General features: G+C 62.6%; 10 protein-coding genes. All 10 read left to right on the forward strand.

The genetic code is table 11. The annotated features are described in order from the left end of the window. The 10 genes from nuoE (at window position 1) to nuoN (ending at window position 11,982) form a co-directional block, all read left to right on the forward strand. On the forward strand, window positions 1-498 hold the full coding sequence (gene nuoE / locus FW796_RS18505; protein ID WP_011062188.1) for an NADH-quinone oxidoreductase subunit NuoE: 498 nt from the start codon (window positions 1-3) through the stop codon (window positions 496-498). Then, complete coding sequence (nuoF, locus tag FW796_RS18510) at window positions 495-1,850, forward strand: NADH-quinone oxidoreductase subunit NuoF (RefSeq protein ID WP_253164795.1); 1,356 nt, start codon at window positions 495-497, stop codon at window positions 1,848-1,850. Before nuoE ends, nuoF begins: the two co-directional genes overlap by 4 nt. 137 nt (window positions 1,851-1,987) lie before the next feature. Then, window positions 1,988-4,702, forward strand: a complete 2,715-nt coding sequence (nuoG, locus tag FW796_RS18515; protein ID WP_446439737.1) for an NADH-quinone oxidoreductase subunit NuoG — start codon at window positions 1,988-1,990, stop codon at window positions 4,700-4,702. Next, window positions 4,699-5,706 carry an NADH-quinone oxidoreductase subunit NuoH gene (gene nuoH, locus FW796_RS18520; protein WP_346635091.1) on the forward strand — a complete coding sequence of 336 codons (1,008 nt, stop codon included), beginning with the start codon at window positions 4,699-4,701 and terminating at the stop codon, window positions 5,704-5,706. The genes nuoG and nuoH overlap by 4 nt, the downstream gene beginning before the upstream one ends. A gap of 11 nt (window positions 5,707-5,717) precedes the next feature. Beyond that, window positions 5,718-6,266 (forward strand): NADH-quinone oxidoreductase subunit NuoI, encoded by a 549-nt coding sequence (nuoI, locus tag FW796_RS18525; protein WP_003223795.1) that lies wholly within the window; start codon window positions 5,718-5,720, stop codon window positions 6,264-6,266. Between the two features lie 9 nt (window positions 6,267-6,275). Next, window positions 6,276-6,776, forward strand: a complete 501-nt coding sequence (gene nuoJ, locus FW796_RS18530; RefSeq protein ID WP_011062192.1) for an NADH-quinone oxidoreductase subunit J — start codon at window positions 6,276-6,278, stop codon at window positions 6,774-6,776. A gap of 4 nt (window positions 6,777-6,780) precedes the next feature. Beyond that, the gene (nuoK, locus tag FW796_RS18535) at window positions 6,781-7,089 is read left to right on the forward strand and encodes an NADH-quinone oxidoreductase subunit NuoK (protein WP_077934490.1); all 309 of its coding nucleotides are present in this window, start codon (window positions 6,781-6,783) and stop codon (window positions 7,087-7,089) included. Further along, window positions 7,086-8,939, forward strand: a complete 1,854-nt coding sequence (gene nuoL / locus FW796_RS18540) for an NADH-quinone oxidoreductase subunit L (protein WP_253164798.1) — start codon at window positions 7,086-7,088, stop codon at window positions 8,937-8,939. Before nuoK ends, nuoL begins: the two co-directional genes overlap by 4 nt. A gap of 39 nt (window positions 8,940-8,978) precedes the next feature. After that, entirely contained in the window at window positions 8,979-10,511 is a 1,533-nt protein-coding gene (nuoM, locus tag FW796_RS18545; protein WP_011062195.1) for an NADH-quinone oxidoreductase subunit M, read from the forward strand. Window positions 10,512-10,518: 7 nt separating this feature from the next. Next, window positions 10,519-11,982 carry an NADH-quinone oxidoreductase subunit NuoN gene (gene nuoN, locus FW796_RS18550; RefSeq protein WP_015636299.1) on the forward strand — a complete coding sequence of 488 codons (1,464 nt, stop codon included), beginning with the start codon at window positions 10,519-10,521 and terminating at the stop codon, window positions 11,980-11,982. Window positions 11,983-12,001 lie beyond the last annotated feature (19 nt).

A 12,001-nucleotide genomic window follows, 5' to 3' on the forward strand; every position in this document is an offset into this window, starting at 1 on the left:
ATGAACAGCACGCTTATCCAGACAGACCGTTTCGCCCTGAGCGAAACCGAGCGCTCGGCCATCGAGCACGAGATGCATCACTACGAAGACCCGCGCGCGGCGTCGATCGAAGCCCTGAAGATCGTCCAGAAGGAACGTGGCTGGGTGCCGGACGGCGCGGTCTACGCCATCGGCGAGATCCTTGGCATCCCCGCCAGCGACGTTGAAGGTGTGGCGACGTTCTACAGCCAGATCTTCCGTCAGCCAGTGGGCCGCCACATCATTCGCGTCTGCGACAGCATGGTCTGCTACATCGGCGGCCACGAGTCCGTGGTCAGCCAGATCCAGAGCGAGCTGGGCATTGGCCTCGGCCAGACCACCGCCGACGGCCGCTTCACCCTGCTGCCAGTGTGCTGCCTGGGCAACTGCGACAAGGCCCCGGCGCTGATGATCGACGACGACACTTTCGGCGACGTGCAGCCTGCTGGCGTGGCCAAACTGTTGGAGGGCTACGTATGACCCTGACCTCTTTCGGCCCTGCGAACCGCATTGCGCGCACCGCAGAAACCCACCCCCTGACCTGGCGCCTGCGTGACGACGGCGAGCCCGTATGGCTCGACGAGTACCAGGCCAAGAACGGCTACGCGGCGGCCCGCAAGGCCTTCGCCGACCTGTCCCAGGACGACATCGTCCAGACCGTCAAGGATGCCGGCCTCAAGGGTCGCGGCGGTGCGGGCTTCCCCACCGGCGTGAAGTGGGGCCTGATGCCCAAAGACGAATCCATGAACATCCGCTACTTGCTGTGCAACGCGGACGAAATGGAACCCAACACCTGGAAAGACCGCATGCTGATGGAGCAACTGCCCCATCTGCTGATCGAAGGCATGCTGATCAGTGCCCGCGCACTGAAAACCTACCGCGGCTACATCTTCCTGCGCGGCGAGTACACCACCGCCGCCAAGCACCTGCGGCGTGCCGTGGAAGAAGCCAAGGCCGCGGGCCTGCTGGGCAAGAACATCCTGGGCAGCGGCTTCGATTTCGAGCTGTTCGTCCACACCGGCGCCGGGCGTTACATCTGCGGTGAAGAAACCGCACTGATCAACTCCCTGGAAGGCCGTCGCGCCAACCCACGCTCCAAGCCGCCCTTCCCTGCCGCCGTGGGCGTATGGGGCAAGCCGACGTGCGTGAACAACGTCGAGACCCTGTGCAACGTGCCGGCGATCATCGGCGACGGCGTGGAGTGGTACAAATCTCTGGCCCGCGAAGGCAGCGAAGACCACGGCACCAAGCTGATGGGCTTCTCCGGCAAAGTGAAGAACCCTGGCCTGTGGGAGCTGCCCTTCGGCGTGACCGCACGCGAGCTGTTCGAAGACTACGCCGGCGGCATGCGCGACGGCTTCAAGCTCAAGTGCTGGCAGCCAGGCGGCGCCGGTACCGGCTTCCTGTTGCCAGAACATCTGGATGCGCAAATGTATGCCGGCGGCATCGCCAAAGTGGGCACCCGTATGGGTACCGGCCTGGCCATGGCGGTGGACGACAGCATCAACATGGTGTCGCTGCTGCGCAACATGGAGCAGTTCTTCGCCCGTGAATCCTGCGGCTTCTGCACCCCTTGCCGCGATGGCCTGCCATGGAGCGTCAAGCTGCTGATGGCCCTGGAGAATGGCCAAGGCCAGCAAGGCGACATCGAGACCCTGCTGGGTCTGGTGGGTTTCCTCGGCCCAGGCAAGACCTTCTGTGCTCACGCACCGGGTGCCGTGGAGCCTTTGGGCAGTGCCATCAAGTATTTCCGTCCAGAGTTCGAAGCCGGCATCGCGCCTACCAGCGCCGCCGTCCCGCCTCTGGCCCGACCGATCGTAGTCGGCGCGTAACGCTTAGATGAGGGTGCAGGGTCCGTGCCCTGCGCTCGACGTGCGATGACGCCGTGAACGGCTGTGTTGATTCGCACGCATAACAAGATTCCATTAGCCACGCCCGCTGACACCGGGCCAACGAAGAACTTTGAACCATGGCCACTATCCACGTAGACGGCAAAGCGCTCGAAGTCGATGGGGCGGACAACCTGTTACAGGCTTGTCTGTCACTAGGCCTCGACATCCCTTATTTCTGCTGGCACCCCGCTCTCGGTAGCGTCGGTGCCTGTCGCCAGTGCGCGGTCAAGCAGTACACCGACGAGAACGACACCCGTGGTCGTATCGTCATGTCCTGCATGACCCCAGCCACCGACAACACCTGGATCTCCATCGACGATGAAGAATCCAAGGCCTTCCGCGCCAGTGTTGTCGAGTGGCTGATGACCAACCACCCCCACGACTGCCCGGTCTGTGAGGAAGGCGGTCACTGCCACCTGCAAGACATGACGGTGATGACCGGCCACAACGAGCGCCGTTACCGCTTCACCAAGCGCACCCACCAGAATCAGGACCTCGGCCCGTTCATTTCCCACGAGATGAACCGCTGCATCGCCTGCTACCGCTGCGTACGCTTCTACAAGGACTACGCCGGCGGTACCGACCTGGGCGTCTACGGCGCCCACGACAACGTGTACTTCGGTCGCGTTGAAGACGGCACCCTGGAAAGCGAGTTCTCCGGCAACCTCACCGAGGTCTGCCCGACCGGTGTGTTCACCGACAAGACTCACTCCGAGCGCTACAACCGCAAGTGGGACATGCAGTTCTCGCCGAGCATCTGCCATGGCTGCTCCAGCGGTTGCAACATCTCCCCGGGCGAGCGCTACGGCGAGCTGCGGCGCATCGAGAACCGCTACAACGGTTCGGTGAACCAGTACTTCCTGTGCGACCGTGGCCGTTTCGGTTATGGCTACGTCAACCGCAAGGACCGTCCACGCCAGCCACGCCTGGCCGACGGCACCAAGCTGACCCTGGACCAGGCTCTGGACCAGGCCGCCGACCTGCTGCGCGGTCGCAACATCGTCGGTATCGGCTCGCCTCGCGCCAGCCTGGAAAGCAACTACGCCCTGCGTGAGCTGGTAGGTGCCGAGCACTTCTACAGCGGTATCGAAGCTTCTGAACTGGAGCGCATCCGCCTGGTTCTGCAGGTTCTGAACGACAGCCCGCTGCCGGTTCCGAACCTGCGCGACATCGAAGACCACGATGCCATCTTTGTCCTCGGCGAAGACCTGACCCAGACCGCCGCACGCATGGCCCTGGCCCTGCGCCAGTCGGTCAAGGGCAAGGCCGAGGAAATGGCCGATGCCATGCGCGTCCAGCCTTGGCTCGACGCTGCGGTGAAGAACATCGGCCAGCACGCGCTGAACCCGCTGTTCATTGCCAGCCTCGCTGAAACCAAGCTCGACGACGTGGCCGAGGAGTGTGTACACGCCGCTCCGGACGACCTGGCGCGCATCGGTTTCGCCGTGGCCCACGCCATCGACGCCAGTGCCCCGGCCGTAGAAGGCCTGGACAGCGAAGCCCTGGAACTGGCCAAACGCATCGCCGATGCTCTGCTGGCGGCCAAGCGGCCACTGATCATTGCCGGTACCTCCCTGGGTTCCAAGGCACTGATCGAAGCAGCGGCGAACATTGCCAAAGCCTTGAAGCTGCGCGAGAAAGCCGGCTCCATCAGCCTGATCGTGCCAGAGGCCAACAGCCTCGGCCTGGCCATGCTCGGTGGCGAATCCGTGGACGCGGCCCTGCAGGCGGTGATCGACGGTAAGGCCGACGCCATCGTGGTGCTGGAAAACGACCTGTACACCCGCACCGACGCAGCCAAGGTGGATGCCGCGCTTAATGCAGCGAAGGTGGTGATCGTTGCCGATCATCAACAGACTGCAACCCTCGAGCATGCACACCTGGTGCTGTCGGCGGCCAGCTTCGCCGAAGGCGACGGCACCCTGATCAGCCAGGAAGGCCGCGCCCAGCGCTTCTTCCAGGTCTTCGATCCGACCTACCTGGACGCCAGCATCATGGTTCACGAAGGCTGGCGCTGGCTGCATGCCCTGCGCAGTACCTTGCTGAACCAGCCGGTGGACTGGACCCAGCTGGACCACGTGACCGCTGCCTGCGCCGCGAGCACCCCGCAACTGGCCGGCATCGTTGACGCCGCGCCATCCGCCGCGTTCCGCATCAAGGGCCTGAAACTGGCTCGCGAACCGCTGCGCTACAGTGGCCGTACCGCCATGCGCGCCAACCAGAGCGTGCACGAACCGCGTACTTCGCAAGACCCGGATACTGCCTTCGCCTACTCCATGGAAGGTTACTCGGGCTCCGCCGAACCGCGCTCGCAAGTGCCGTTCGCCTGGTCGCCGGGCTGGAACTCGCCGCAAGCCTGGAACAAGTTCCAGGACGAAGTCGGCGGCCACCTGCGTGCCGGCGACCCGGGTACCCGCCTGATCGAAAGCCAGGGCGACCGCCTCAACTGGTTCGCCAGCGTGCCGCGGGCCTTCTCCCCGGCTCAGGGTACTTGGCAAGCGGTGCCGTTCTACCATCTGTTCGGCAGCGAAGAGAACTCTTCAAAAGCCGCTCCAGTGCAGGAACGCATTCCGGCGGCCTACGTGGCCCTGGCCAAGTCCGAAGCCGATCGCCTGGGTGTCAACGACGGTGCCTTGCTCACAGTGAACGTAGCCGGCCAGACCCTGCGTCTGCCACTGCGCATCAACGAAGAGCTGGGTGCTGGCCTGGTGGGCCTGCCTGCCGGCCTGGCGGGGATTCCTCCGGCGTTCTTTGGCAAATCCGTTGACGGTCTGCAGGAGGCGGCGCAATGAGTTGGTTTACCCCTGAAGTGATCGACGTGATCCTGACGGTCGTCAAAGCCATCGTGATCCTGCTGGCCGTGGTGGTCGCCGGTGCGCTGTTGAGCTTCGTCGAACGTCGCCTGCTGGGCTGGTGGCAGGACCGTTACGGTCCGAACCGCGTTGGCCCGTTCGGTATGTTCCAGATCGCCGCCGACATGCTGAAGATGTTCTTCAAGGAAGACTGGACTCCACCGTTTGCCGACAAGGTGATCTTCACCCTGGCACCGGTGGTCGCCATGAGCGCCTTGCTGATCGCCTTTGCGATCATCCCGATCACCCCGACCTGGGGCGTCGCGGACCTGAACATCGGCCTGCTGTTCTTCTTCGCCATGGCCGGTCTTTCGGTCTACGCGGTGCTGTTCGCCGGCTGGTCGAGTAACAACAAGTTCGCCCTGCTGGGCAGCTTGCGTGCCTCGGCCCAGACCGTGTCCTACGAAGTGTTCATGGGCCTGGCGCTGATGGGCATCGTGGCTCAGGTCGGTTCGTTCAACATGCGCGACATCGTCGAGTACCAGGCGCAGAACCTGTGGTTCATCATTCCGCAGTTCTTCGGCTTCTGTACGTTCTTCATCGCTGGCGTGGCCGTGACTCACCGTCACCCCTTCGACCAGCCGGAAGCGGAACAGGAACTGGCCGACGGTTACCACATTGAATACGCCGGTATGAAATGGGGCATGTTCTTCGTTGGCGAGTACATCGGCATCATCCTGATCTCGGCACTGCTGGTCACCCTGTTCTTCGGTGGCTGGCACGGTCCGTTCGGCATCCTGCCGCAACTGTCCTTCGTCTGGTTCGCCCTGAAGACCGCGTTCTTCATCATGCTGTTCATCCTGCTGCGCGCCTCTATCCCGCGCCCGCGTTATGACCAGGTGATGGACTTCAGCTGGAAATTCTGCCTGCCGCTGACCCTGATCAATTTGCTGGTGACCGCAGCGCTTGTGTTGTTGAACACGCCAGCGGGCGCGGTTCAGTGAGGATTTGACCCATGTTCAAATATATTGGCGACATCGTTAAGGGTACTGGTACCCAGTTGCGCAGCCTGGTGATGGTGTTCGGTCACGGCTTCCGCAAACGCGACACCCTGCAATACCCCGAAGAGCCGGTGTACCTGCCGCCACGCTACCGTGGCCGTATTGTCCTGACTCGCGACCCCGACGGCGAAGAACGTTGCGTTGCCTGCAACCTGTGCGCCGTGGCCTGCCCTGTGGGTTGCATCTCGCTGCAGAAAGCTGAAACCGAAGACGGTCGCTGGTACCCGGACTTCTTCCGTATCAACTTCTCGCGCTGCATTTTCTGCGGTCTTTGCGAGGAAGCCTGCCCGACCACCGCAATCCAGCTGACACCGGATTTCGAGATGGCCGAGTTCAAACGTCAGGACCTGGTTTACGAGAAAGAGGATCTGCTGATCTCCGGTCCCGGAAAGAACCCTGACTACAACTTCTATCGTGTTGCAGGTATGGCCATTGCCGGTAAGCCAAAAGGCTCCGCGCAGAATGAAGCCGAGCCGATCAACGTGAAGAGCTTGCTGCCTTAAGGAAGAACGATGGAATTCGCTTTCTATTTCGCATCAGGTGTTGCCGTTGTTTCCACGCTACGCGTGGTCACCAACACCAACCCTGTGCACGCCCTGCTCTACCTGATCATTTCGTTGATCGCCGTGGCCATGACCTTCTTCAGCCTCGGCGCGCCGTTCGCCGGCGCCCTGGAAGTGATCGCCTATGCTGGCGCCATCATGGTGCTGTTCGTGTTCGTGGTGATGATGCTCAACCTCGGCCCGGCCGCGGCTCAGCAAGAGCGTATCTGGCTCACGCCCGGCATCTGGATCGGCCCGGTGATTCTCGCCGCGCTGCTGCTGGCTGAACTGCTGTACGTATTGTTCAGCCACCAGAGCGGTGCCGGTATCGGTCAAACCACCGTCAGCGCCAAGGCCGTGGGCATCAGCCTGTTCGGTCCTTACCTGCTGGTGGTCGAACTCGCCTCGATGCTGCTGCTTGCCGCAGCCGTCACGGCGTTCCACTTGGGCCGCAACGAGGCGAAGGAGTAATACCATGCCTGTTATCCCTCTCGAGCACGGTCTGGCGGTTGCCGGCATCCTGTTCTGCCTCGGTCTGGTCGGCCTGATGGTCCGCCGTAACATCCTCTTCGTATTGATGAGCCTGGAAGTGATGATGAACGCCTCTGCACTGGCCTTCATCGTTGCGGGCGCCCGCTGGGCGCAACCGGATGGACAAGTGATGTTCATCCTGGTGATCAGCCTGGCAGCCGCCGAGGCCAGTATTGGCCTGGCGATCCTGCTGCAGCTGTACCGCCGCTTCCACACTCTCGATATCGATGCAGCCAGCGAGATGCGCGGATGAACCTTCTCTTTCTGACTTTCGTATTCCCCCTGATCGGTTTCCTGTTGCTGTCGTTCTCCCGGGGACGCCTCTCGGAAAACCTCTCGGCCCTGATCGGCGTCGGCTCCATTGGCCTGTCGGCCATCGTGGCCGCCTACGTGATCTGGCAATTCAACGTCGCGCCGCCCGCGGGTGGTCACTACACCCAGGTGCTGTGGCAGTGGATGTCGGTGGACGGTTTCGCACCGAACTTCGCCCTGTACCTGGATGGTCTGTCCGTGACCATGCTCGGTGTAGTAGTGGGCGTGGGCTTCCTGATCCACTTGTTCGCGTCCTGGTACATGCGTGGTGAAGCCGGCTACTCGCGCTTCTTCGCCTACACCAACCTGTTTATCGCCAGCATGCTGTTCCTGGTGCTGGGCGATAACCTGTTGTTCCTGTACTTCGGTTGGGAAGGCGTGGGCCTGTGCAGCTATCTGTTGATCGGTTTCTACTACAGCAACCGCAACAACGGTAACGCCGCACTCAAGGCCTTTATCGTCACCCGTATCGGCGACGTATTCATGGCCATCGGCCTGTTCATCCTGTTCCAACAGGTGGGCACGCTGAACGTCCAGGAACTGCTGGTGCTGGCACCGCAGAAGTTCCAGGCCGGCGACTTCTGGATCACCCTGGCGACCCTGATGCTGCTGGGCGGCGCCGTGGGTAAATCCGCGCAACTGCCGCTGCAGACCTGGCTGGCGGACGCGATGGCCGGTCCGACCCCGGTTTCGGCACTGATCCACGCCGCGACCATGGTGACCGCTGGTGTCTACCTGATCGCCCGTACCCACGGCCTGTTCACCCTGGCGCCGGAAGTCCTGCACCTGGTAGGCCTGGTCGGCGGCGTGACTCTGGTTCTGGCCGGCTTCGCCGCGCTGGTGCAAACCGACATCAAGCGGATCCTCGCCTACTCGACCATGAGCCAGATCGGCTACATGTTCCTGGCCCTGGGCGTTGGCGCCTGGGACGGCGCGATCTTCCACCTGATGACCCACGCCTTCTTCAAGGCCCTGCTGTTCCTTGCTTCCGGTGCGGTGATCGTTGCCTGCCACCACGAGCAGAACATCTTCAAGATGGGCGGCCTGTGGAAGAAACTGCCTCTGGCCTACGCCAGCTTCATCGTTGGTGGCGCAGCCCTGGCAGCCCTGCCTCTGGTAACCGCGGGCTTCTACTCCAAGGACGAGATCCTCTGGGAAGCCTTCGCCAGCGGCAACCACGGCCTGCTGTACGCCGGCCTGGTGGGTGCGTTCATGACCTCGCTGTACACCTTCCGCCTGATCTTCATCACCTTCCACGGTGAAGCCAAGACCGAAGCCCACGCCGGCCACGGGATCTCCCACTGGCTGCCGCTGGTGGTGCTGATCGTGCTGTCCACCGGGATCGGCGCGATGATCACTCCGCCCCTGCATGGTGTACTGCCGCTGAGCGCCGGTCATGCCGGTGGCGAAGCCAAGCACAGCCTGGAAATCGCCTCGGGCGCCATCGCCCTGGCCGGTATCCTGCTGGCCGCCCTGTTGTTCCTTGGCAAGCGTCGCGTTGTGACCGCCATCGCCAACAGCGGCATCGGGCGTCTGCTCTCGGCCTGGTGGTTCGCCGCCTGGGGCTTCGACTGGATCTACGACAAACTGTTCGTCAAGCCATACCTGGCCATCAGCCATGTACTGCGCAAGGACCCGCTCGATCAGACCATCGGTTTGATCCCGCGTATGGCCAAAGGGGGTCACAACTCCCTGAGCCGTACCGAGACCGGTCAACTGCGTTGGTACGCCGCCTCGATGGCAGCCGGTGCCGTGCTGGTCATCGGCGCCATTGTGCTGGTAGCGGTCTGATATGAACCTTGCGAACTTGCGAAAGGAATTGAGCCCGTCATGATTCTGCCTTGGCTAATCCTGATCCCCTTCATCGGCGGCCTGCTGTGCTGGCTGGGTGAGCGCTTCGGCGCCACCCTCCCCCGCTGGATTGCGCTGTTGACCATGACCCTGGAACTCGCTCTCGGCCTCTGGCTGTGGGCCCACGGTAACTATTCATTTGCTCCGGCGCCTGGCGCCGATCCAACTTGGGCCATCGAGTTCAAGCATGTCTGGATCGAGCGCTTCGGCATCAACGTGCACCTGGCGCTGGACGGCCTGTCGCTGTTGATGATCCTGCTGACCGGCCTGCTGGGTATCCTCTCGGTACTCTGCTCCTGGAAAGAGATCCAGCGTCACGTGGGCTTCTTCCACCTGAACCTGATGTGGATCCTGGGCGGTGTGGTCGGCGTGTTCCTGGCGCTGGACCTGTTCATGTTCTTCTTCTTCTGGGAAATGATGCTGGTGCCGATGTACTTCCTCATCGCGCTCTGGGGTCACAGCTCGGCAGACGGCAAGAAAACCCGGATTTACGCGGCGACCAAGTTCTTCATCTTCACTCAGGCTTCCGGCCTGATCATGCTGGTGGCGATCCTGGGTCTGGTGCTGGTCAACTTCAACAACACCGGGGTCATCACTTTCGATTACGCCCAGTTGCTCAAGACCAAGATGTCCACCGCCACCGAGTACATCCTGATGCTCGGCTTCTTCATCGCCTTTGCGGTGAAGCTGCCGGTGGTGCCGTTCCACTCCTGGCTGCCTGACGCTCACGCCCAGGCACCGACCGCCGGTTCCGTGGACCTGGCGGGCATCCTGCTGAAGACCGCGGCCTATGGCCTGCTGCGCTTTGCCCTGCCGTTGTTCCCCAACGCCTCGGCCGAGTTCGCACCGATCGCCATGACCCTGGGCCTGATCGGGATTTTCTACGGTGCCTTCCTGGCGTTCGCCCAGACCGACATCAAGCGCCTGATCGCCTTCTCCAGCGTTTCCCACATGGGCTTCGTGCTGATCGGTATCTACTCCGGCAGCCAGCAGGCCCTGCAGGGCGCGGTGATCCAGATGCTGGCCCACGGTGTTTCGGCAGCCGCGCTGTTTATCCTCAGCGGCCAGTTGTACGAGCGCACCCATACCCGCGACATGCGTGAAATGGGCGGCCTGTGGTCGCGTATCGCCTACCTGCCGGCCATCAGCCTGTTCTTTGCAGCAGCTTCTCTAGGCCTGCCGGGCACCGGTAACTTCGTCGGCGAGTTCCTGATCCTGATCGGCACCTTCGTCAGTGCGCCATGGATCACCGCGATCGCGACTTCCGGCCTGGTGTTCGGCTCGGTCTACTCGCTGATCATGATCCACCGTGCCTACTTCGGCCCGTCCAAGTCGGACGCGGTACTGCACGGTATGGATGCTCGCGAACTGATCATGGTGCTGGGACTGGCGGTCCTGCTGATCTACATCGGCGTGTACCCGCAACCGTTCCTCGATACCTCTGCCGCCACCATGCATGGTGTGCAGCAATGGCTCAGCACCGCCTTCACTCAACTCGCTTCGGCCCGGTAAGAGCGCTATGGACTTTACGATTCAACACTTTATAGCCCTGGCGCCGCTGCTGATCACCAGCGCCACCCTTGTGGTGGTGATGTTGGCGATCGCCTGGCGGCGCAACCACGCCCAGACCTTCCTGCTGTCGGTGGCCGGTCTGAACCTGGCATTGCTGTCGATCTTCCCGGTGCTGAAAGTGGCACCCCTGGCGGTCACCCCGCTGTTGCAGATCGACCAGTTCGCCTGCCTCTACATGGCCCTGATCCTGGTGGCCACCCTGGCCTGCGTCACCCTGGCCCACGCCTACCTGGGCGACGGCAGCAGCGGTTACCCGGGTAACCGAGAAGAGCTGTACCTGCTGATCCTGCTGGCCGCCGCCGGTGGTCTGGTACTGGTCAGCGCGCAGAACCTGGCTGGCCTGTTCATCGGACTGGAGCTGCTTTCGGTACCGGTCTACGGCCTGGTGGCCTATGCCTTCTTCAACAAGCGCTCCCTGGAAGCCGGCATCAAGTACATGGTGCTGTCGGCCGCCGGTTCGGGCTTCCTGTTGTTCGGCATGGCCTTGCTCTACGCAGAAGCCGGTAGCCTGAGCTTCAGCGGCATCGGTCAGGCCCTGGCCGCCACTGGGCTGCCAAGCCCGCTGGCGCAACTGGGCCTGGGCATGATGCTGATCGGCCTGGCCTTCAAACTGTCGCTGGTACCATTCCACCTGTGGACTCCGGACGTCTACGAAGGCGCCCCGGCGCCGGTCGCCGCCTTCCTGGCCACCGCCAGCAAGGTGGCAGTGTTCGCCGTACTGGTGCGTCTGTTCCAGCTGTCTCCAGTGGCCAGCAGCGGTGTCCTGAGCAACGTGCTGACCGTGATCGCCATCGCCTCGATCCTGGTGGGCAACCTGTTGGCGCTGACCCAGAGCAACCTCAAGCGTCTGCTGGGTTACTCGTCCATCGCCCACTTCGGTTACCTGCTGATCGCCCTGGTGGCAAGCAAGGGTCTGGCCATGGAAGCCATCGGCGTGTACCTGGTCACCTACGTGATCACCAGCCTCGGCGCCTTCGGCGTGATCACCCTGATGTCCTCGCCGTACAAAGGCCGTGATGCCGACGCCCTGTACGAGTACCGCGGCCTGTTCTGGCGCCGTCCGTACCTGACCGCCGTGCTCACCGTGATGATGCTGTCGCTGGCCGGTATTCCGCTGACCGCGGGCTTCATCGGCAAGTTCTACATCATCGCTACCGGTGTCGAAGCGCACCAATGGTGGCTGGTCGGTTCCCTGGTAATGGGCAGCGCCATCGGCGTCTTCTACTACCTGCGAGTGATGGTCACCCTGTACCTGATCGAGCCGAACCTGCGTCGCGTCGATGCCCAACTGCACTGGGAACAAAAAGCCGGTGGCGTCATGCTGCTGGCCATCGCGGTCCTGGCGTTCTTCCTCGGCGTATACCCACAGCCGCTGCTGACCCTGGTCCAGCACTCCGGCCTGGCGGGTTGATCACTTAGGTTTCAACGCA

The sequence above is a fragment of the Pseudomonas sp. 910_21 genome (assembly GCF_052850735.1).